The sequence below is a fragment of the Kitasatospora sp. NPDC093550 genome (assembly GCF_044764985.1).
In the GTDB taxonomy this organism is placed as follows: domain Bacteria; phylum Actinomycetota; class Actinomycetes; order Streptomycetales; family Streptomycetaceae; genus Kitasatospora.
Map to the genome: position 1 here is coordinate 738648 of NZ_JBIWJF010000001.1, position 21511 is coordinate 760158.

19 protein-coding genes, 1 rRNA gene and 1 riboswitch are annotated in these 21511 nt (G+C 71.9%); of the genes, 9 read left to right on the forward strand and 11 right to left on the reverse strand.

The annotated features are described in order from the left end of the window. Positions 1-18 precede the first annotated feature (18 nt). Positions 19-1716: a glycoside hydrolase family 13 protein gene (locus ACIRD3_RS03115; protein ID WP_402210663.1), complete on the forward strand. Its 1698-nt coding sequence runs from the start codon at positions 19-21 to the stop codon at positions 1714-1716. A 25-nt stretch (positions 1717-1741) separates the two neighbouring features. Then, entirely contained in the window at positions 1742-2761 is a 1020-nt protein-coding gene (locus ACIRD3_RS03120) for a LacI family DNA-binding transcriptional regulator (protein WP_402210666.1), read from the forward strand. Between the two features lie 132 nt (positions 2762-2893). Here the strand turns inward: ACIRD3_RS03120 and ACIRD3_RS03125 are convergent, their stop codons facing one another. The 3 genes from ACIRD3_RS03125 to ACIRD3_RS03135 form a co-directional block, all read right to left on the reverse strand. Then, complete coding sequence (locus ACIRD3_RS03125) at positions 2894-3094, reverse strand: hypothetical protein (RefSeq protein WP_402210669.1); 201 nt, start codon at positions 3092-3094, stop codon at positions 2894-2896. 235 nt (positions 3095-3329) lie between these two features. After that, positions 3330-4619 (reverse strand): transglycosylase family protein, encoded by a 1290-nt coding sequence (locus ACIRD3_RS03130; protein ID WP_402210671.1) that lies wholly within the window; start codon positions 4617-4619, stop codon positions 3330-3332. Next, positions 4606-4806: riboswitch (cyclic di-AMP (ydaO/yuaA leader) on the reverse strand. Its footprint overlaps the gene before it by 14 nt. Before the next feature lie 512 nt (positions 4807-5318). After that, on the reverse strand, positions 5319-6278 hold the full coding sequence (locus ACIRD3_RS03135) for a hypothetical protein (RefSeq protein ID WP_402210674.1): 960 nt from the start codon (positions 6276-6278) through the stop codon (positions 5319-5321). Between the two features lie 558 nt (positions 6279-6836). Here ACIRD3_RS03135 and ACIRD3_RS03140 point away from each other — a divergent pair. Further along, positions 6837-7100, forward strand: coding sequence for a DUF397 domain-containing protein (locus ACIRD3_RS03140; RefSeq protein WP_402210677.1), 264 nt, complete (start codon positions 6837-6839; stop codon positions 7098-7100). 382 nt (positions 7101-7482) lie between these two features. On the opposite strand, the gene ACIRD3_RS03145 is transcribed toward ACIRD3_RS03140, so the two are convergent. Beyond that, positions 7483-8064, reverse strand: coding sequence for an ATP-binding protein (locus ACIRD3_RS03145; protein WP_402210680.1), 582 nt, complete (start codon positions 8062-8064; stop codon positions 7483-7485). A 417-nt stretch (positions 8065-8481) separates the two neighbouring features. On the opposite strand from ACIRD3_RS03145, the gene ACIRD3_RS03150 reads away from it, so the two are divergent. Beyond that, positions 8482-9348, forward strand: a complete 867-nt coding sequence (locus ACIRD3_RS03150) for a helix-turn-helix domain-containing protein (protein WP_402210682.1) — start codon at positions 8482-8484, stop codon at positions 9346-9348. Between the two features lie 169 nt (positions 9349-9517). Here the strand turns inward: ACIRD3_RS03150 and ACIRD3_RS03155 are convergent, their stop codons facing one another. Both ACIRD3_RS03155 and ACIRD3_RS03160 read right to left on the reverse strand, forming a co-directional pair. Further along, on the reverse strand, positions 9518-10123 hold the full coding sequence (locus tag ACIRD3_RS03155) for a TetR/AcrR family transcriptional regulator (protein WP_402210685.1): 606 nt from the start codon (positions 10121-10123) through the stop codon (positions 9518-9520). Positions 10124-10351: 228 nt separating this feature from the next. Beyond that, on the reverse strand, positions 10352-11920 hold the full coding sequence (locus ACIRD3_RS03160) for an MFS transporter (protein ID WP_402210688.1): 1569 nt from the start codon (positions 11918-11920) through the stop codon (positions 10352-10354). An 87-nt stretch (positions 11921-12007) separates the two neighbouring features. Between ACIRD3_RS03160 and ACIRD3_RS03165 the strand changes: the two genes are divergently transcribed. Continuing rightward, positions 12008-12439 (forward strand): MarR family winged helix-turn-helix transcriptional regulator, encoded by a 432-nt coding sequence (locus ACIRD3_RS03165; RefSeq protein WP_402210691.1) that lies wholly within the window; start codon positions 12008-12010, stop codon positions 12437-12439. Between the two features lie 184 nt (positions 12440-12623). On the opposite strand, the gene ACIRD3_RS03170 is transcribed toward ACIRD3_RS03165, so the two are convergent. From ACIRD3_RS03170 to ACIRD3_RS03190, 5 genes are all read right to left on the reverse strand, one after another. Further along, positions 12624-13571 (reverse strand): M56 family metallopeptidase, encoded by a 948-nt coding sequence (locus ACIRD3_RS03170; RefSeq protein ID WP_402210693.1) that lies wholly within the window; start codon positions 13569-13571, stop codon positions 12624-12626. 147 nt (positions 13572-13718) lie between these two features. Further along, the gene (locus ACIRD3_RS03175; RefSeq protein ID WP_402210695.1) at positions 13719-14273 is read right to left on the reverse strand and encodes a DUF5134 domain-containing protein; all 555 of its coding nucleotides are present in this window, start codon (positions 14271-14273) and stop codon (positions 13719-13721) included. Positions 14274-14502: 229 nt separating this feature from the next. After that, positions 14503-15258: an amino acid ABC transporter ATP-binding protein gene (locus ACIRD3_RS03180; RefSeq protein WP_402210698.1), complete on the reverse strand. Its 756-nt coding sequence runs from the start codon at positions 15256-15258 to the stop codon at positions 14503-14505. Next, positions 15255-16076 carry an amino acid ABC transporter permease gene (locus tag ACIRD3_RS03185; protein ID WP_402210810.1) on the reverse strand — a complete coding sequence of 274 codons (822 nt, stop codon included), beginning with the start codon at positions 16074-16076 and terminating at the stop codon, positions 15255-15257. The genes ACIRD3_RS03180 and ACIRD3_RS03185 overlap by 4 nt, the downstream gene beginning before the upstream one ends. A 206-nt stretch (positions 16077-16282) precedes the next feature. Beyond that, positions 16283-17170 (reverse strand): ABC transporter substrate-binding protein, encoded by an 888-nt coding sequence (locus tag ACIRD3_RS03190; RefSeq protein ID WP_402210701.1) that lies wholly within the window; start codon positions 17168-17170, stop codon positions 16283-16285. Between the two features lie 593 nt (positions 17171-17763). Here ACIRD3_RS03190 and ACIRD3_RS03195 point away from each other — a divergent pair. From ACIRD3_RS03195 to ACIRD3_RS03210, 4 genes are all read left to right on the forward strand, one after another. Then, complete coding sequence (locus ACIRD3_RS03195; RefSeq protein WP_402210704.1) at positions 17764-19164, forward strand: DUF6421 family protein; 1401 nt, start codon at positions 17764-17766, stop codon at positions 19162-19164. Continuing rightward, positions 19161-19919, forward strand: coding sequence for an SDR family NAD(P)-dependent oxidoreductase (locus tag ACIRD3_RS03200; protein WP_402210707.1), 759 nt, complete (start codon positions 19161-19163; stop codon positions 19917-19919). The genes ACIRD3_RS03195 and ACIRD3_RS03200 overlap by 4 nt, the downstream gene beginning before the upstream one ends. Further along, the gene (locus ACIRD3_RS03205) at positions 19916-20992 is read left to right on the forward strand and encodes a threonine aldolase family protein (protein ID WP_402210813.1); all 1077 of its coding nucleotides are present in this window, start codon (positions 19916-19918) and stop codon (positions 20990-20992) included. The genes ACIRD3_RS03200 and ACIRD3_RS03205 overlap by 4 nt, the downstream gene beginning before the upstream one ends. Before the next feature lie 426 nt (positions 20993-21418). Continuing rightward, a 16S ribosomal RNA gene (locus ACIRD3_RS03210) occupies positions 21419-21511 on the forward strand; the annotation flags it as partial.

The window sequence follows — 21511 nt, forward strand, 5'->3', positions numbered from 1 at the left end:
CCCCGAGGGATACCGTCCATGACCCAGAACCTGGCCGACACCTCCCGGCCTGCCGCCGACACCGCTCACGAGGCGAACGTCAGCGCGTCCAGAGGCTGGTGGCGGGACGCGGTCATCTACCAGGTGTACCCGCGCAGTTTCGCCGACTCCAACGGCGACGGCATGGGCGACCTGCCCGGCATCCGCAGCCGCCTGCCGTACCTGCGCGACCTCGGCGTGGACGCGGTCTGGCTCTCGCCGTTCTACGCCTCGCCGCAGGCGGACGCCGGCTACGACGTCGCCGACTACCGCGCGGTGGACCCGATGTTCGGCACCCTGCTGGACGCCGACGCCCTCATCCGGGACGCCCACGGCCTGGGCCTGCGGATCATCGTCGACCTGGTCCCCAACCACTCCTCGGACCAGCACGAGTGGTTCCAGCGCGCCCTGCGCGAGGGTCCCGGCTCCCCGCTGCGCGACCGCTACCACTTCCTCCCCGGCAAGGGCGAGAACGGCGAACTGCCGCCCAACGACTGGGAGTCCATCTTCGGCGGCCCGGCCTGGACCCGCACCGAGAACCCGGACGGCACCCCCGGCGACTGGTACCTGCACCTGTTCGCCCCCGAGCAGCCCGACTTCAACTGGGAGAACCGGGCCGTCGCCGACGAGTTCCGCTCGATCCTGCGGTTCTGGCTCGACATGGGCGTGGACGGCTTCCGCATCGACGTCGCCCACGGCCTGGTCAAGGCCCCCGGCCTGCCCGACCTCGGCGGCTCCGACCAGCTGAAGCTGCTCGGCAACGACGTCATGCCGTTCTTCGACCAGGACGGCGTGCACGAGATCTACCGCAGCTGGCGCAAGATCCTCGACGAGTACCCGGGCCAGCGGATCGGTGTCGCCGAGGCCTGGACCCCGACCGTCCAGCGCACCGCGAACTACGTCCGTCCCGACGAGCTGCACCAGGCGTTCAACTTCCAGTACCTGGGCACCGATTGGGACGCCACGGCGCTGCGCGAGGTGATCGACCTCTCGCTCGACTCGATGCGCCCGGTCGACGCCCCCACCACCTGGGTGCTGTCCAACCACGACGTCACCCGGCACGCCACCCGCTTCGCCAACGAGCCGGGCCTCGGCACCCAGATCCGCACCCCCGGCGACCGCGAACTCGGCCTGCGCCGCGCCCGCGCCGCCACCCTGCTGATGCTCGCGCTGCCCGGCTCCGCGTACATCTACCAGGGCGAGGAACTCGGCCTGCCCGACGTCACCGACCTGCCCGACGAGGTCCGCCAGGACCCGTCCTTCTTCCGCCAGGCCGGACAGGACGGCTACCGCGACGGCTGCCGCGTCCCGATCCCGTGGTCCGGCACCGAGGCCCCGTACGGCTTCGGGCCGGCGGCCGGCGGCCCGTCCTGGCTGCCGCAGCCCGCCACCTGGGCCGAACTGAGCGTCGAGGCGCAGACCGGCGACCCGTCCTCCACCCTGGAGCTCTACCGCAGCGCGCTGGCCGTCCGGCGGGCGCAGGCCGACCTCGGCGCCGGCACCGGGGTCGAGTGGCTGGACGGCCCCGAGGGCACCCTGTCGTTCCGCCGCGGGTCCTTCGTGTGCACCGTGAACACCACCGGCGAGCCGGTGCGGATAGCGGCCCCGGGCAGGCTGCTGCTCGCCTCGGCCGACCTCGTGGTGGACGGCGGCGAGACGGTGCTCGCTCCGGACAGCACCGGCTGGTGGGCGGTCTGACGTGGTTGCAATAGGCTCTGGGACCGTGACTACGGCGCGACTCTCAGACATCGCGGCACAGGCGGGGGTCAGCGAAGCCACCGTCTCCCGCGTGCTCAACGGCAAGGCGAACGTCTCCGCCGCCACCCGGCAGACGGTGCTGGCCGCACTCGACGTGCTCGGGTACGAGCGGCCGACCCGGCTGCGCCAGCGCAGTGCCGGGCTGATCGGGCTGATCACACCGGAGTTGAGCAACCCGATCTTCCCCGCGCTGGCGCAGGTGATCGAGCAGGTGCTCAGCCGGCACGGCTTCACGCCGGTGCTGTGCACCCAGACCCCTGGCGGCTCCACCGAGGACGAACTGGTGGAGATGCTGGTGGACCGGGGCGTGGCGGGCATCGTCTTCGTCTCCGGGCTGCACGCCGACAGCACCGCCGACCACGACCGCTACGCGCGGCTGGCCGGGCGCGGGGTGCCGTTCGTGCTGATCAACGGCTTCAGCGAGAAGATCGACGCGCCGTTCATCTCGCCGGACGACCGGGCCGCGATGTGGATGGCGGTCCAGCACCTGGCCGAACTCGGGCACGAGCGGATCGGGCTGGCCGTCGGGCAGCGCCGGTACGTCCCGGTGCTGCGCAAGATAGAAGGCTTCACGGCGGCGATGCGGGAGGTGCTCGGGCGCACTCGGGAGGAGGCCGAGAACCTCGTCCACCACACGCTGTTCAGCGTGGAGGGCGGGCACGCGGCGGCCGGCGCGCTGCTCGACAAGGGCTGCACGGCGATCGTCTGCGGGAGCGACATGATGGCGCTCGGGGCGATCCGGGCGGTGCGGCAGCGCGGGCTGTCGGTGCCGCAGGACGTGTCGGTGGTCGGCTTCGACGACTCGCCGCTGATCGCCTTCACCGAGCCGCCGTTGACCACGATCCGCCAGCCGGTCGAGGCGATGGCCACGGCGGCGGTGGACGCGCTGCTGGAGGAGGTCGGCGGGAACGCCGCCCAGCGGGGCGAGTTCATGTTCCAGCCGGAGCTGGTGATGCGCGGGTCCACCGGGGCCTGCGCGCGCTGAGCGGCGGGCCCGGGTCCTGAGCTGCGGGCTCGTGGGCGTGCGTGCGGCGCGCCCCGGGCTGCGGTCGGCCGTACGGCCAACGGAAGGGCCCCGGAGGGCAGTTGCTCTCCGGGGCCCTTCGCGTACGCCGGCTCAGCCCTCCTGGGCGCTCGGGCGGTCGACGGTGAGGCGGTGGCCGTCGGCCGCTTCGCCGGTACGGGTCTCGGTGCGGCGGCCGCGGGCCAGGTAGTCGCGCAGGACCAGTTCGACGGCGTCCTGCGGGTTCTTGGTACCGGAGAGCATCATCGCGTCGATCGCGAGGTTCGCGTCGAGCGTGACGGTGACCTGGGCCATGTGACTCCTCCTCGGGTGCAGAGCAGCAGCATGCCCGTTGGGACCGGGTTTCACCACGGGGATACGCCGAAGCCCCGGGAGGAGCGACCAGACTCCTCCCGGGGCGGTGGGCTGCCGGCTTTCGGATGACGGCTGACAGCTGACAGATGTTGAAATCTGTTATCTGTTATCTGTTATCTGTCAGCTGTTACCTGTCAGCTGTCATCCGTCAGTCGTCAGCTGTGACGCCGTGTCCTCAGACCCGGCCGGCGAAGTCCGGGGCCCAGTTGGCGATGGTCTGCTCGCGCACGCCCGCACTCGGGTTGGCGGCCTCGACGTACTTGCCGCCGCCGACGTAGATCGCGACGTGGTAGACGCCCGAGTCCTTGCCGTTGTTGGACCAGAACAGCAGGTCGCCCGGCTGCAGGCTGTCCAGCGAGACGTGGGTGCTGGCGGCGGCCTGGTCGGCGGCGACGCGCGGGACGGAGATGCCCGCGGCGCGCAGCGCGGCCTGGGTCAGGCCGGAGCAGTCCCAGCCACCGTTGCCGGTGCCGCCGTAGACGTAGGCCTGGCCGACCTTGGACTCGGCGAAGGACACCGCGGCGGCCATGCTGCCGGTGGCGGCCTGGGCCGGGGCGGCCGGCTTGGCGGCCTGGGTCTGGGTCTGAGCGGCCGGCTTGGCGTTCACGGAACCGCCGTTCGCGGACTGACCGGACTTCTGCGGGCGGTTGAACCAGGTGAAGTCGGAGCCGGACTTGTCCGAGGAGGCGGACTGCTGGGCCTGGTCGCCGTCACCGAAGGTCAGGTGCTGGCCCGGGTAGATGGTGTCCGGGCCCTCGGTCAGGGTGCTGCGGTTGAGCTCGTACAGCCGCTGCCAGCCGCCCTGGACGTTGTGCTTGTCGGCGATCGAGGACAGCCAGTCGCCGGCGACCACGGTGTAGTCGTGGTCCTGGGCCCACTGCTGGTGCTTCTGGGCCCAGTTGGTGGCGGCGGAGTCGCTGGAGGCCTGGGCGTCGGCCTGGGCCGGCGCGGCGGGCTTGGCGGGCTTGGCGGGCTTCGCGGCCGGGGCGGGGGTCTGCGCCGGCTTGGCGGCCGGGGCGGCGGGCGCGGCCGGCTTGGCGGCGGCCGAGGTGTCGACGGCCGCCGGGGTGCCGCCCTTGGTCAGGCCGGCCTGGATCGAGCACACCGGCCAGGCGCCGGGGCCCTGCGAGGCGAGCACCTTCTCGGCGACGGCGATCTGCTGGTCCTTGGTGGCCAGGTCGGCGCGCGAGGCGTAGGCGGTGCCGCCGAAGGCGGACCAGGTGCTCTGGGTGAACTGGAGGCCGCCGTAGAAGCCGTTGCCGGTGTTGATGCTCCAGTTGCCGCTGCTCTCGCACTGGGCGACCTTGTCCCAGGTGGCGACGGAGGCGGCGGAGGCGGTGCCGGAGACGAGGCAGGGGACGGTGAGGCCGACGCCCGCGACGCCGATGGCGGCGATCACGCGGCGGGTGCGGCTGGACAGGCGAGTGCCGTTGGTGGGCAGCATGAAGACGCGGTCCTCTCCCACGCCTGCGAGGTGAGCTGTCGGATTCGGGCTGGAGTTGCCCGGCCGCGCGTGGCGCGGCTTCACCCCTAGCCCTGAACCGTTCCGAGGACCGGTCCGGGGCGACTTACCTGTGGGTCCCCCGCTCCTGCCGTGGTGCGTTATTCGCGCTGCCAGGACATCCGACGGCAGGACTCGGCGTTGCGGATGAACTGGGTCCGTGTGGTCACGAACGGGGAGCACGTTAAGCAGACTTAAGTTAAAACTGCAAATAGCTGTGATGCGCATCACGGTTTAGCGGGAACTGCCCAATGGGTCGGAATTCATGATCGAGAATGGTCTCTCAGTGATCATTTTCCGGCAATTCCCCGGCGGATATCCAAAACTGTCCCTGCCTCAGGAAATACGTGACGGTGCGTCGAAGCGCGAGGGGGCGCGCTCGTCGATCCGGGGGAGTCGCCGCGATTCGAGCGCCGGAGGGTGCGCCGGGGGGCGCCGGGGAAGTGTCCGCCATTTCCCGATGAATAGAACAGAACGGACATTCCTCTTCATTGTCCGCTTAACTCCCGTACTGTTCCGGTACGGCACGGAGCGGGCAAGCCGGGCCGGCGGTCCGGCGGGCGGGCAGGTCGTCGGGCAAACGGAGAGCGGGCACGGCGAAGGGCCCGGAACGCGAACCGCGTTCCGGGCCCTCTGTGCGCGCGGACGGCCGCGCGGTGTCCGTTACTGGCCGACGGGCCCCTCGGCGGCCGCGTGGGCGCCACGGGTGCCCTCCACGGCCCCCTCGGCCTCGGCGGCGGCCGCCGCCTCCGCCTCGGCGCGCGCCAGGTCCTCGGCGGACGGCGCGGGCAGCGCGGCCAGGTAGGTGGAGGCGATCAGCTGGCCGACAGTCGGGTAAGCGCCCAGCGGCGCGGCCGACGGGCAGCCGGTCTCCTCGGCGGCCGCGGCGAGCAGCTCGGAGTCGGCCTCCGGTCCGATCACCAGCGGGGCCAGCGCGGGGCGCTGCGAGCCGGTCTCCTTGAGGTGGTCGACGGCCGCGGCCACCGAGCCGGGCACGTCGAGGGCGGCGGCCACGACCGGGACGGCCAGGCGGGCGGCCAGCAGCACACCGGTGATGCCGGCCGCGGCGGCCGCGTCCTCGCCGCCGACGGTGGTCAGGACCACACCGTCCGCGGCGGTCGCGATGGCGAACAGCCGGGCCCGGTCGGCGCGGGCCAGCCCGGCCTCGGACAGCCGGACGTGCACGGCCTCGGCGAGCAGCGGGTGCGGACCCAGCGCGTCGGTCACCGGCGCGCCGTACTCGGCGGCGAGCGCGTGGAGTTCGGGCAGGAAGCCGTGCGGGCCCGGCACCAGCGGCACCAGGACGGGCATCGGCAGCCCGGCCTCGGCGGCCAGCGCCAGGAGCTCGGCGACGGTGCGGTCCTCGCCGCCCTCGCCCTCGGCGGAGTCGCCGGGGAGGTATCCGACCGTGGCCTGGACGCCGTGGTGCTCGCTGCGGACGATCGAGAGCAGTTCCTCGACGACCGAACGGGACTCGGGCCCGGCGGTCGCGGGCACGGCGAGCACCAGGGCCGGGGAACCGGTGGGGATTTCGGGGCGCTCGGGACGACGGTGGCGCCCCCGCGCACGGGAGCCTGGAGTGCGGACGGGCAGTGGCGCGCCCGGGATGGCTGCGGTGCTCATGCCGGAGATCGTAGGACATCTGCCCGTCCGGCCTGCAGTCGGCTGCCGTACGGGTTTCGCGGGGTCGGGGTGCGGAGTCGGTGCATCCCCCGCGCCGGTCCGGGCGATTTGCCTACAATACGGACATTCTTCGCCCAACCCCCGTACGGGTGCGGACCCTTGCCTTGACGCGCCCCGCGGGGTAGGGCGTTGCAGGCGCGGCGCGTGAGATGTCTCACAGCCCGGAGGTCGCCTGACGGAGCGTCACGGCGGCGCGACTCCCGGCGCTCGAAGATCAACATTCAGCGGGTAGCCGCTCACGGCCGGTTATCGGGATCCCGGCGATTCAGTCGGCTATGTCCGTTTACGTACCGTCAGGAGAAGGCCCCGTGAAGAGTTCGGGGCAGTGGGTGAAAAGCCTCGTGCACCTGCAATGTCCCGTGCTGATGCACGTGCACTGCAGCTATCATCGCGTCAAGTGAGGCGTTGTGCCGGGCCGGTACGGGGCCGGTCCGTTCGTTCGGCGGTGCCGGGGGCGCCGCGCTGGACGACAACTCCGGAGCTCTTCGGGAGATTTCTATGCACGACTCGCAGAACACGCACGGCTCGTACGACGCCTACAACGGGATGGCGGCCGCCGATCTCAAGGGGGTGGTCTGGCAGAAGAGCCGGCACAGCAACTCCCAGGGCAACTGCGTCGAGTTCGCGGCCCTGCCGGGCGGGGACGTGGCGATGCGCAACTCGCGCTTCCCGGACGGTCCGGCCCTCATCTACACCCGGGCCGAGATCGCCGCCCTGCTGCTGGGGGCCAAGGACGGGGAGTTCGACCACCTGGCGGTCTGACCGGCTGCCGTGCTTCACCATCGGGGGGCCGTCGTGGGTGCCGACACCGCGACGGCCTTTGTCTTTTCCGCTGCCGCCCACGACGCTACCGGCTTCGGGCACACGGGCCCGTGGCGCTTCGAGCATCCTCCGGCGCCGACGGGGTGATCGGGGGTCCGACCGTCGTCGGGGCCCGGCAGAACGGCCCGGGGCCTGCTCCACCCGGGGTTTCCTCCGGTCGACCGCATGACCGACCAGGTCGCTGACCGCATGACCGACGGTGCGACCGACTGTCCCGCCGAAGGTGCGACCGGGTGCCTCACCGAAGGCGCGATCGACTTCATGACCGGCGGTGCGACCGTCCGCACGAGCGGCCGCGCGACGCCGCGCGCACCGGCGGGCGCTAGGCCGAGCGCCGATGCCGTCCGCCCAGGTCGACCGGCCCGCCGAGCGCGTCGAGCGCCGAACGTCCGCCGATCTCCGGGGGTCCGTCGAGCGGGCCGTCGGCCGGCTCCGCCGCGAACATGGCCCAGACCACCTTGCCGCTGCCGAGCGGGTGCCAGCCCCAGGAGCGACTGAAGGACTCCACCAGGTGCAGCCCGCGACCGGATTCGGCGACGAAGTCCGCCTCCCGCGCCACCGGGCCGATGCTGCTCGGGTCGCTCACCGCGCAGACCACCTGGGGCGCGCGGTGCACGAGGCTTATTCGGATCGGCAGCCGCCCGTCCGGGGTCGCCTGTGTGGGAAAGTCGTACCCGCCCGGGGCGCCGCCCGACGGGTCGGGCCGTGCGCCGATCGCATGCCGGAGCGCGTTGGTCACGAGCTCCGACGCCACCAGCGCGACGTCGTCGAACAGCTCCGTCAGCCCCCAGCGCTGGAGCGTGGTGCGGGCGAACTCGCGCGCGGTTCTGACGGCTTCGAAGCGAGGAGCGAGCGTACAGGTGACCACATGGGGGTCAACCGCCAAAGCCGTACCGGTGCTCATGAAGAGCTCCTCCCATAAGGGGGCGGACACGGCTGGACCCGCCGGGGTCATGCCGGTCACCTCCGACTCGCTCGGCCGCTCGGCCGCCCCTCGACCACACGCGCGCGCACTCGAACGCCCGATGGCGCGGGGGACGCCGTCGGGCCGGTGCACGGAGTCGCGCGTGGGGTCGACGCGGAGCCCGCGGGATTGCCAGGGATGTGCAGGTGCACGTGCACCATGGTGGTGTGCGCTCACTGCAGATGCAAGAGTCGATTCACGTGCAGTCGCACTATTGGCATATGCAAGCGCCGGATGCACGTGCATCCTGGTGCGCGGAGTGCAGAACTGATAGGAACATCCGTCAGTATCGGCACCGTGAGCGCTCAACTGATGGCAGACTGTGCGCTGTTTGCCCTAGGTGGAGGTTTCGACCGCATGACCACAGTTCAGCCGGGCGGCGGCTCGATGGTCCGCCGGATCCTCCTCGGCTCGCAGCTGCGTCGCCTGCGTGAGGCGCGCGGCATCACCCGCGAGGACGCGGGCTACGCGATCCGGGCCTCCGAGTCCAAGATCAGCCGGATGGAACTCGGCCGCGTCAGCTTCAAGGAGCGCGACGTCGCCGATCTGCTCAGCCTGTACGGCGTCGACGACGGCATCGAGCGGGAGGCCCTGCTCGGCCTGGTCCGCGAGGCCAACAAGTCCGGCTGGTGGCACAGCTTCAACGACGTGCTGCCGGGCTGGTTCCAGACCTACGTCGGTCTCGAGGAGGCCGCTCAGCTGATCCGCACCTACGAGGTGCAGTTCATCCCCGGTCTGCTGCAGTCCGAGGAGTACGCGCGGGCGGTTTTCGGCCAGAGTCGGCCGGTCATCAGCGAGGAGGAGGTCGAGCGGCGGGTCAGCCTCCGGCTGCGCCGCCAGAAGCTGCTGACCGAGGGCACTAGCCCGCGCCTGTGGGCGGTCATCGACGAAGCCGCGCTGCGCCGGCCGGTCGGCGGGCCCAAGGTGATGCGCGGTCAGGTGCAGTACCTGATCGACGTCGCGGAGCAGGCCAACGTGGTGATCCAGGTGATGCCGTTCCGCTTCGGCGCGCACGCGGGCGAGTCCGGTGCGTTCACGATCCTGCGCTTCCCGGAGCAGGACCTCGCGGACGTGGTCTACCTGGAGCAGCTCACCAGCGCGCTCTACCTGGACAAGCGGGACGACGTCGACGCCTACATCCAGGTGATGGAGCGGCTCTGCGTGGACAGCCTCACGCCGGAGCGCACCATAGACCTGCTCGCCTCGATCCTGAAGGAACGCTGACCCACGGCCGAAGGGCACCGGTGAGTCCCCTCGCCGGACCCTCCCGTACCGGAGTCACCTGCACCGGGCCCTCCCGTACCGGACCCTCCCGCACCGGGTCTTCCGCCGCGCGGCCTCCTGCCGCCGGCCGCCCGGCAGCAGGCTGCCCCTGGCAGGCCGCCACCCGCCGTCAACCGCGGGCCGGCGGCCTTTCGCGTTCCGGCGGCTCGGGCTGCGGCGGGCTGCCGAGGTGCCAGGCGAGGTCGTAGCGGCGGAAGAGGTCGGCCCGGATCGGGGCCAGCGGGAGTTCGGCACCGGGCAGCAGCACCCCGATGCAGCCGCCCATCAGCGCGCTGCGCAGCACCGCGTGCTCGGCGACCGGGTCCGGCGCGCCCCAGTCGCGCAGCAGGCCCTGCAGGACGGCGCCGAGTTGCTGCTGCTCCGGGTCCTGGACGAAGGCGCCGGTGTCCGGGTCCAGGATCAGTGCCAGGTGCGAGCGCATCACCCGGGGGTGGTCCATCGCCAGCGCGAGGACGGCGTCGATGGCGCGGGCCAGCCGGGCCTCGGGGGTGGCGTCGGGTGCCAGTTCGGCCAGGGCGCCGGACAGCGACTGGTGCATCATCCGGTGCGTCGCGGACTGCATCAGCAGCCGTTTGCCGTCGAAGTAGTAGGAGAGCAGCCCGCGGGCCAGGCCGGCCCGCTCGGCGATGTCGGTCAGTGTGGTGCCCGCGTAACCGCGCTGGTCAACCAGCTCGACGGTGGCGCGCATGATGCGGCGGCGGGAGCGCTGCCGCATCTCCTCATTGACCGAATCCCCGCGAGGTGCCATCGTGACTGCTCCGAACGTTCGTTGGCTCCGAGCCAATATACTTGCGAGGCCGGCAGCCGCCCCGCGGAACCGCGCCCGAAGGGCGCCCCCGGGTGGTCGGCACGAAGACGGCCGGCTCCACCAACACGGGGGTTTGGTGGAGCCGGCGCCACTGTTGGACGGTCCGGGAGACGGCTGCGGGCACTGCCCGCGCGGTCAGTGCTCGGCCAGGACTCCGGTCCGGGCCGTCGTCGACCCGAATGACGGGTCATCATAGTCAGCCACCGGCAGGGCGGCTGAACCCGCGGAAGCGCCGGAGTCCCGGGCGGGGACCGAACCCCGGACAGTGGCCGGAGTCCGCTGCCGGTCCACCAGCGCGCCGATCGTCGCCACCACCAGGCCGAGCAGTGCGACCGCGGTGACGAACACCAGCGCCGGCCGGTAGCCGTCCAGTTGGGCCTGCGGACTGTCGCCGCCCGCACTTCCCGCCGTGATCATCGCGGTCGCCCCGGCCAGTACCACCGCGGTGCCGACCTGGATCGCCGTGTTCACCAGGCCCGAGGCCAGGCCCTGCTCCTCGTCGGCCACGCCGTCGGTGGCGGCGATGTTCACCGACGGGAAGGCCAGCGCGAAGCCGACGCCGAGCAGCAGCATCGAGGGCAGCACGAGGGCGAGGTAGGAGCTGTGCTCGTCCAGCCGCAGGAAGAGGGCGAAGGCACCGACCAGGGCCAGCAGGCCGATCGGCAGCAGCCGCCCGGTGCCGAAGCGGTCCACGATCGGGCCCATGAAGGGCGCGGAGAGGGCGATGAACGCACCGGCCGGCAGCAGCCCGAGGGCCATCTGCAGGGCCGACCAGCCGAGCAGGTGCTGAAGGTAGAGGGTGACCACGAACTGGAAGCCGCCGTACGCGCCGGTCATCGCGAAGGCGACCAGGTTGGCCCGGGCGACCGAGCCGTTGCGGAAGATGCCCAGCCGGACCAGCGGGTGCGCGGTGCGGCTCTCGACCAGCAGGAAGGCGGCGGCCAGGGCGGCGACCACGACCAGCGAACCGAGCGTGCGCAGGCTCAGCCAGCCCGCGCCCTGCGCCTCGGTGACGGTGAAGACCAGCAACAGTACGGTCGCTGTGCCGGTGATCGCGCCCAGTACGTCGTAGCCGCCCTTGGCCGGCTCCTCGACGGGGCGGGGGAGCAGGCGCACCGCGAAGACCAGGGCGAGCAGCGCGACGGGGACGGGCATCAGGAAGGTCCAGCGCCAGCCGACCGAGGTGAGCAGGCCGCTCAGGACCAGTCCGAGCGAGAAGCCGCTGGCGCCGCAGGTGGTGTAGATCGACAGCGCCCGGTTGCGGGCCGGGCCCTCGGCGAAGGTCGTGGTGATGATCGACAGGCCGGCCGGGGCGGTGAAGGCGGCGCTGACGCCCTTGAGGAAGCGGGCCGCGATCAGCAGTCCGCCGTCGTCGACCAGGCCGCCGATCAGTGAGGCGGCGGCGAAGGCGGCCAGGGCGACCAGGAACACCCGGCGGCGCCCGAGCAGGTCGGCGGCTCGGCCACCGAGCAGCAGCAGACCGCCGTAGCCGAGCACGTAGCCGGAGACGACCCACTGCAGGGTGGAGGTGGAGAGCTTGAGTTCGGCGCCGATGGACGGGAGGGCGACGCCCACCATCGAGACGTCCAGGGCGTCCAGGAACATGGCGGCGCAGAGCACGATCAGGGTGCCCCAGAGGCGGGGTGTCCAGTGCGGTTCGCTGGTTGACGGGGCGTCAGGTGGCGTGACGGTCGCGGTGGTCATGAGAAGGACAGTACATGCGCATGCATTCAATGCAAATGAATTAGATGTGAACGCAATAATTTACGGTGCATGTGCTAGGGTGGCGCCGTGGCTGAACTCGACTCCCCGGCGGAGGCCGGTCTCGTCGCCGAGTGGCGCGAGCTGCTGGCCCGGCACGCTACGGCCGCCTGCGCGCTCGACCGCGAGCTGGGCGAGCGGTTCGGGCTGGGCATGAGCGAGTTCGAGGTGCTGGAACGCCTCGTCGAGGGGTGCGGCGCCGGCGGCGGCCACGCGATGCGGGTGAGCGAGCTGGCCCCCACCGTCCATCTGAGCCAGAGCGCGCTGTCCCGGCTGATCGCCCGCCTGGAGAAGGCCGGACTGGTCACCCGGGCGATGTGCGAGAGCGACCGGCGGGGCATCATGCTCACCCTCACCGAGGCGGGGCGGGAGCGCTACGAGCAGGCCAGGCCGCTCCACCGCGAGGTACTGGGGCAGACCCTCGGCGGCCCCGGTGCGGCCTGCCCGGCCCCGTCGGACTGACCGGAGCCGCTGGACTGATCGGGGCGGGGGTTCCGGCCGCCGGGGCCGCTGGGCTCGTCCTGCCGTTGTCTCATTGTGCCGTTCCGCCGTTCCGCCGTTCCGCCGTTCCGCCGTTCCGCCGTTCCGCCGTTCCGCCGTTCCGCCGTTCCGCCGTTCCGCCGTCCGTCTGTCCGGCCGAGCGGGCTCAGAACAACGAGCGCAGCCCCGGGGCGACGGCCAGCAGCACGGCGGCGGCGGGCGCGGCGAGGGCCGCGACGGTCAGCTGAAGCCGGTGCGACACGGAGAGCCGGGGGCGGCCCGCGAGCAGCCGGTCCACCCGCTTCGGGGACTGGGCCAGGCCGGGCGGGCAGGAGCCGAACACCCCACGGTCCAGGTTGAGTTCGGCCAGGGCGAGCGCGGTGGTGTGCCGGCCGTGGCGGCGGGCGGCCCGGTCGTCGGCCGCCAGCTCGACCAGCTCCGCCACCTGGTCCCGGAAGGCGCTGAACACCCGCACCCCGGGGAATCCGCTGGCGAGCGCCTGGGAGAACTGCTGCAGCCAGTGGTGCCGGGCCCGGACGTGGCCGCGCTCATGGCTCAGCACCGCCGCCAACTCCCGGTCGGTCAGCTGCTGGAGGGCGCCGGTGGTGACCACCAGCCGGGAGTTCGGCCCGGGCAGCGACCACGCCTCCGGGCGGACGTTCTCCAGCACCACCAGCCGTTCGCGCCGGCTCCGGGAGACTTCGATCGACTCGGGCAACTCCGGGGCCCGGGTGGCGAGTTGGGCGTGGCGACGGTCGCGCAGGGCCTTGGCCGTACGGACCTCGCGGGTGAGCGCCAGCACGGTCTGCACCCCGCCGGCCGCCAGCACCGCGGCGCACAGCCGGCCCCAGCCCTCGGCGTCCTGCAAGCCGTACGCGGCCTCGACGCCGTACGGGGCACCCGAGAACACCAGGGCGCGCAGCTCGGGCAGGGCGGCGGAGGCGGCCAGCACCAGCCCCAGCGCGCAGCACAGCAGTACGGCCACCACCAGGCACTGCCACACCAGCAGCGCCAGCACCGGTTCGCGCTCCACCCAGCGGGCCCGGGCCAGCAGGCGGGGCGCGGTGGTCGAGAGCAGCAGTCCGAGCAGCAGCAGGCCGATCAGGGCAGGCATCGCATGGGCTCCCCGAGTACGCACGGAACGCGACAACGCGCTCCCCGCCAACCTATGCGTCGGCGACGTCCGGTGGAACGGCTTTCGACCGGCCAGTGACCAACGCCACGCACTCGGGGCGCTCTCGGCGCGCTGCGGGCGGGGCCGTCACATGGTCAGCAGCATGGCGAACATGCCGATGCCCATGGTCAGTCGACAGGCGTGCGGGAGACCGGCGGTGCCGATCGCGACGGTGCCGGCCGGGGTGCGCAGCAGTCGGCTGCCGGCCCAGAGGGTGTACCCGCCGAAGTAGAGGAGAAGGACGCCGGTCAGCAGCGGGACGCCCAGACCGGCCGGGTGGTGGTGTGGGGGGCCGCCGGGGGGCGCCGCCATCGCGAGGGCCATGTACGTCATGGCGAGCGCGCCGACCGCGTGGTGCAGCCGGTGGGCCCGGCCGGCCGGGGCGTGGGCGGCGGCCAGCAGGAAGGCGGCGGCGGGGAGGCCGAACAGCGCGGCCCAGACCGCGGCCGGGACGGTGGCGCCGGTGACGGCCATCGCCGCCATGCCGAGCCCCATCAGCGCCTCGGCGGCGTCGGACTCCCGGGTGCGCGGGCGGTGCGCGCCCGCCGGGCAGGGGGAGTGCCGCAGCCGGACCAGGCAGGTGGCGCCCGCCGCGGCGGTGAGGAGGGCGAGCAGCCAGGTGACGAGGATGGGTCCGTGCAACGGCGGCCTCCCGGGGTGGCGGGCGACGGCGACGGTCGTCGACAGTCGTCCCGCCCACGATCACCGCTGCCGCCGCGGTGCGGCCAGGGCGCGCACGGGGGCGCACGGTTGTGGCCGTCGTTGCGAAGCTCCTGGCCGCACACCTCCGCCAGCGCGGCCGCACACCCCCTCCCGCCCGGCCGCACACCTCCTCCCGCCCGGCCGCACACCCCCGTGGGGCCGCCGGGCCTCAGCCGTGGAGCCGGCCCGAGGCCATCACCCGGCTGAGGAACCGCTGGGTCCGCTCCTCCTGCGGATCCCCGAACACCCGCTCCGGCGGGCCCTGTTCGAGCACCACACCGCCGTCCAGGAAGCAGACCTGGTCGGCGACCTCGCGCGCGAAGCCCATCTCGTGGGTGGAGATGACCATCGTCATCCCCTGCTCCTTGAGGTCCCGCACCACCGCGAGCACCTCCCCGACCAGCACCGGGTCGAGCGCCGCGGTGATCTCGTCCAGGAGCAGCAGCCGCGGGCCGGTGGCCAGCGCCCGCACGATGGCGACGCGCTGCTGCTGCCCGCCGGAGAGGCGGTCCGGGTACTCCCCGGCCTTGGCCGCCAGCCCGAGCCGCTCGAGCAGCTCCAGCGCCCGGGCCTCCGCCTCGGCCCGCGCCACCCCGTGCACCCGGCGCGGCGCGAGCGTGACGTTCTGCAGCACCGTCATGTGCGGGAACAGGTTGTACGCCTGGAACACCACCCCGATCCGGCGCCGTACGGCGTCCTCGTCCGCCCGTGGATCGGTGATCTCCTCGCCGTCCAGGAAGATCGCGCCGTCGTCGATGCCCTCCAGGAGGTTGACGCACCGCATCAGGGTGGACTTCCCGGAGCCGGAGGCCCCGATCAGCGCCGTCACCGAGTGCTCGGGCACGGTGAGGTCCACGTCGCGGAGCACCACCTGGGCGCCGAAGGTCTTGCGCACCGACTCCAGCCGGAGCACCGCCGCGGTCACACCGCACCTCCCTGGAACTGCCGACGGTTCATCCGCGAGGTCAGCCAGTCGGCGAACCGGGTCAGCGGAACGGTCAGCACGATGAACACCAGACCCGCCAGCAGGTACGGCGTGAAGTTGAAGGAGCGGGACGCGATGATCTTCGCCGCGTACACCGCGTCGATCGCACCGCCGATCGAGACCAGCCCGGTGTCCTTCTGCAGGCTCACCAGGTTGTTGAGCAGCGGCGGCACCACCCGCCGGACGGCCTGCGGAAGCACCACGTACCGCATCGCCTGGGCGTTGGTCAGCCCCAGCGACCGCGCGGCGGCCCGCTGGCTCGGGTGCACCGACTCGATGCCGGAGCGGAACACCTCCGACACGTACGCCGAGTACGTGAGCACCAGTGCGGCCCCGCCCAGCAGCAGCGGGTCGGTGGTCACCCCGGTCAGCCGCAGCGCCGGCACCCCGGTGATCATCACCAGCAAGCAGATGATCATCGGCAGCCCGAGGAAGAAGTCCACGTACGCGGTGGCCAGCAGCCGCACCGGCAGGAACACCGGCCCACGCAGCGTGCGCAGCACCGCGAGCAGCAGGCCGAACACCAGGATCAGCACCCCGCAGCCCAGCATCAGCTCCAGGTTGAGCCGCAGTCCCTTCAGCACCTCGGGCAGCGCCCGGCGGGCGTAGTCCGGGTTGAAGAAGGTCCGCCGAGTGACCTCCCAGCCGGGGGAGTTGACGATCAGCAGGTAGAGCGCGACCGCCGTCACCAGGGTGGACGCGGCGGCGATCAGCGCCGAACGGCGGGCCCGGGCGCGCCGGTACGCCTCGTGCGCCAGCCGCCGCTCCGACGGGCGGTACCCGTCGTCCCCGTCGGCCCCGCCCGCCCCGCCGGTGCCGCGGGCGCCCTTCCTCGGCTCGTCGGCCTCCGCCGCCGCCTCCGTCAGCGCCCCGGCCACCGCCCCGGCCGTCGTCGCGTCGCCGGCCGTCGTCGCGTCCCCGTCCGTCCTCGCGTCCCCGTCCGTGCCGGAGCCCGTGTCAGCCCTCACTTCAGCACCGGGGCCGAGACGGCGTCGGAGAGCCACTGCTTCTCCAGCTTCGCCAGCGTGCCGTCCGAGCGCAGCGCGTCCACCGCCTGAGACACGCAGCCGGTCAGCTTGGAGCCCTTGTCCAGCACCAGGCCGAACTGCTCGCCCCGCGAGGCCGCCTCGAACTGGCCCACCACCTGGGCCTCCGGCACTTCGGCGCCGGTGATGTAGAAGGCGGTCGGCAGGTCCACGACCAAGGCCTCGACCTGGCCGTTCTTCAGCGCGGCCTTGGCCAGGTCGTTGGAGTCGAAGACGGCCGGCTGACCGCTCGGCTTGATGGTGTTGGTGATGGTGTCCAGGCTGGTGGTGCCGACCTGGGCGCCGAGCTTGGCGCCCTTGAGGTCGGCGATGCTCTTGGCGCCCGCCGCCTTGGAGTTCTTCAGCGCGATGACGGCCTGGCGCACGTCGTAGTAGCCGGAGGAGAAGTCCACGGCCTGCTTGCGCTCGTCGCTGATGGACACCTGGTTGACGTCGAAGTCGAAGTCCTTGGCGCCGGGCGCGGTCGCCTTGCCGAACGGCGCGACCACCCAGCTCACCTTGGACTTCGGGTAGCCCAGCTTGTCCGCCACCGCGTACGCCACGGCGGACTCGAAGCCCTTGCCGTTCTCCGGCTTGTCCTCGGAGAACCAGGGGTCGTACGCGGGCTTGTCGGTGCCGATGGTCAGCGTCCCGGCCGTGCGGGTCGCCAGCGCCCCCGGCGCGCAGCCCGCCGCCGTGCCGGCCGCGCCCGGGGCGCCGGAGGCGGCGTCGGACTTCGGGTCCTGCGGCGCGCACGCGCTCAGCACGGCCGCCGCGGTGACCAGCGCGGCGAGGGACAGTACGGCGGACGGCTTGCGGAGGGTCATGGCGGAGCTCCAGAGGAAGGGCCGGGCGGGACGGAGGGGAGGAACGTGGGACGGGGGGTGCCTCGGGGCGGCCTGGCCCCGGCGGGTCACTTCCCCCCGGTGGCGGCGCCGGAACACACACGGCATGGTCGGCGTACGGGCCCGTGTCCGCGGCGCCCCCCGAGCCGGACCGGCGGCAGCCGGGGCGACGGCGGCCGGACCGCGACCGGCGGCCGCAGCGACATCGACGACAGCCGGATCAAGAACAGCGGCAACAGCGGCGACGGAAGCAACAGCGGCAGCGGAGGCCGCACGTGCGACAGCGACAGCAGGAGCGGACGCGTCGACGGGAGGGCGCCCGGAACGGGCTGTCGTGGCGCTCGGCCACCGTGATCACCGCCGGGAGCATGCGGGGAGGTTCGCATCACAGCGGCGCATCTGTCCAGAACATCCAGACAACCGTCCACATGCCGGACAAGGGGCCTCCCGGCGCAGGTTTTCGGGCCGGAGCGGCGTCTCGCCGCAGCTTTGCCCGTCCAGACCCCCTTGAACGGGAGAACCTTTCGTACTTATGGTGTCCCCGTTGAAATAACTCCTGTCGAAGTGAGTCCACGATGCAGAATCTTTCGCCAAGGCTCGCTGCGGCGGCCGACGCCCCGGTCTCGACCCTCGCCGGCCACCCGGCGTGGCTGCGCCTGAAGGAGGCCGTCGAGTCGCTGCGCCCGCTGCAGTCCAAGGACGGCTCGATCGACCTGGCCGCCGTCCAGCGGCACACCGTCGACCCGCTGGTCGCCACCGTGCGCGCCGCCGTCAAGGAGCTCGCTCCGAACTTCCCGCACGACGCCGCCTACCTGACCGCCGTCGACGCCGACCTCGCCAAGTGGGCCGACACCGGCTACCGGGAGCCCGACTTCCTGGACTCGCTGCTCGCCTTCCAGCCCGCCGACCAGCGCGAGGACGGCCTGGAGCACCTCGTCGTCTTCCCGATGTACACCCAGAACGGCAACCCCGACCGCAACCTGGAAGCCGTCCTGCTGCGCGTCGTGTGGCCCGACTGGCTGGCCGAGCTGGAGCGGACCCGCTTCGACAACCCGATGTTCGTGCCGATCACCTTCACGGACTTCACGGCCGGCTACGACACCAACTCCGCCGTCCTCTTCCCCGAGACGGTCGCCGTGCGCAAGGCGCCGGAACGTTTCACCTGGGGCGGCATCTTCTGCGACCGCGAGGCCGCCCGCTTCCGCGCGGTGACCACCAGCGCCGTCCAGCAGCTCGGCCTGGAGATCCCCGCCGACGCCGAGGGCCTGCTCAAGGACCAGCAGCGCGCGCAGGAGACCTTCGTCCTGTGGGACCTCGTCCACGACCGCACCCACAGCCACGGGGACCTGCCGTTCGACCCCTTCATGATCAAGCAGCGCAGCCCGTTCTGGATGTACGGCCTGGAGGAGCTCCGCTGCGACCTCACCACCTTCAAGGAGGCGGTGCAGCTGGAGTCCGAGGGCAACCCGCACGCCCGCGACGTCCAGTACGCGATCCTCTTCGACCGGATGTTCCGCTTCCCGGTCAGCGGTGACCGCGTGCGCAACTACGACGGTCTCGGCGGCCAGCTGCTCTTCGCCTACCTGCACAAGCACGACGCGCTGCGCTGGCGCGACAACCGCCTCAGCATTGACTGGGAGCGCGCCCCGCAGGTCACCAACGGCCTCTGCGCCGAGATCGAGAAGCTGTACCGCGACGGCATCGACCGGCCCAAGCCGGCCCACTGGATCGCCGCCTACCAGCTGGTCTCGCAATACCTCACCCCGCACCCGGCCTCGACCTGGGCCAAGGGCCCCGAGGCGCTGCCGCTCGACATCACCGACGGCAAGGCCCTCAACAAGGCCCTGTGCGACGCCGTGCTCGCGGACGAGTTCCCGCTGAGCATGTTCTACGAAGCCCTCAACAAGAAGCTGAGCGGCGTCATCGCCTCCACCACCGGCATCACCGGTAACGGCATCCAGGGAGTCGCCGCGTGACCACCTCCACCAACGCCCCGCTGGCCGGCAAGGTCATCGCCGTCGCCGGAGCCAGCGGCCCGGCCGGCCGCGCGGTGCTGCGCCGCCTCGCCGCCGACGGCGCGACCGTGATCGGCGCCGACATCGACGCCCAGCGCCTGGAGTCCGCCCTGGACGCCACCCGCGTGGCCGTCCGCGGAGCGAAGATCAGCGGCCAGGTCATCGACCTGCTCGACCCGCAGGAGGTCCACGACTGGGCCGACCACCTGGAGTCCGAGCACGGGCACGTCGACGGCCTCATCCACCTGGTCGGCGGCTGGCGCGGCAGCAAGACCTTCTTCGACAGCCGCCTGGACGACTGGGACTTCCTGCACGACACCGTCGTGCGCACCCTGCAGCACACCTCGCTCGCCTTCCAGCCCGCGCTGGTCCGCAGCGAGTCCGGCCGCTACGCGATGATCTCGGCCGCGGCCGCCCACAAGCCCACCGCGGGCGGCGCCGCCTACGCGGCCGCCAAGGCCGCCACCGAGGCCTGGACCCTCGCCATGGCCGACTCCTTCAAGAAGGAGACCACCGCCCCGGACGGCGAGCCCACCGCGGCGGCTGCGATCCTGGTGATCAAGGCGCTGGTCAGTCCCGAGATGCGGGCCGAGAAGCCGGAGGCGAAGTTCGCCGGCTTCACCGACACCGCCGACCTCGCCGACCACCTCGCGGGCCTCTGGGACCGCCCCGCAGCAGAACTGAACGGACAGCACCTGTGGCTGACAGCCCGATGACCGACCTCACCCGTACGGACGCGGTACGGCGGCACGACCCCGCCGTCCGCGGCTTCGCCAGCGACAACTACGCCGGCGTGCACCCGGAGGTCCTCGCCGCGATCGCCCTCGCCAACGGCGGCCACCAGGTCGCCTACGGCGAGGACGACTACACGGCCCACCTCCAGGACGTCTTCCGCCGCCACTTCGGCGAGAAGGCGGAGGCGTACCCCGTCTTCAACGGCACCGGCGCCAACGTGGTCGCCCTCCAGTCGCTGCTCCCGCGGTGGGGCGCCGTGGTCTGCGCCGAGACCGCCCACATCCACGTGGACGAGGGCGGCGCGCCGGAGAAGATGGGCGGCATCAAGCTGCTCACCGTCCCCACCCCGGACGGCAAGCTCACCCCCGAACTGCTCGACCAGCAGGCCTGGGGCTACGGCGACGAGCACCGCGCGCAGCCGCTCGCGGTCTCCATCACCCAGAGCACCGAGCTCGGCACCCTCTACACCGCCGACGAGATCCGCGCGATCACCGAGCACGCCCACCAGCTGGGCATGCTCGTCCACGTCGACGGCTCGCGCCTGGCCAACGCCGCCGCCTCGCTCGGCCAGCCGCTGCGCGCCTTCACGACCGACGTGGGCGTGGACGTGCTCTCCTTCGGCGGGACGAAGAACGGCCTGCTGTTCGGCGAGGTCGTGGTGGTGCTCAACCCGGAGCGGGTGCGCAACATCAAGTACCTGCGCAAGACCTCGATGCAGCTGGCCTCGAAGATGCGCTTCGTGTCGGTCCAGTTCGAGGCCCTGCTCTCGGGCGACCTCTACCTGCGCAACGCCGGCCACGCCAACGCGATGGCCAGCCGCCTGGAGGCCGCGGTCCGGAGCATCGACGGCGTCGAGGTGGTCCGCCCGGTCCAGGCGAACGCGGTGTTCGCGATCCTCCCGCGCGAGGTGAGCGAGCGACTGCAGAAGCGCTACCGCTTCTACTTCTGGAACGAGCACACCGGCGAGGTGCGCTGGATGTGTTCCTTCGACACCACGGAGGCCGACATCGACGCCTTCGCGGAGGCCATCGCCGAGGAGATGGGCCGCGCCTGACGGCGCTCGACCAGCGAATCGCCCCTGTCCGGGAGTCCGGGCGGGGGCGATTTGCATGTGATGGGTAGGTCCCCGTACAGTTCCGGAGTCGCCGCGGGAGACCGGGGTGACAAAGCGGAAAGCGAATCCGATGAAAGAAACTCCGGGAAACGGAGCGGAAAACATCTGATAAGCTGGAAACACGAAAGAACGAAGCCCGGAGGGCCCGCTGGAAGGCGGTCCGAAGGAAGCGTCCGTTCCTTGAGAACTCAACAGCGTGCCAAAAGTCAACGCCAGATATGTTGACATCCCCGGCCTCGGTCTTCTGATCGGGGTTGGAGATTCCTTTTGAAATAAACACTAGCGAGGACGCAGTGCGCGGGGCCGCCTTATTCCGGGGGTTGCCGTGCCGCTCAACGCGGGTGTCGACCCGATTACGGGTAAACATTCACGGAGAGTTTGATCCTGGCTCAGGACGAACGCTGGCGGCGTGCTTAACACATGCAAGTCGAACGGTGAAGCCCTTCGGGGTGGATCAGT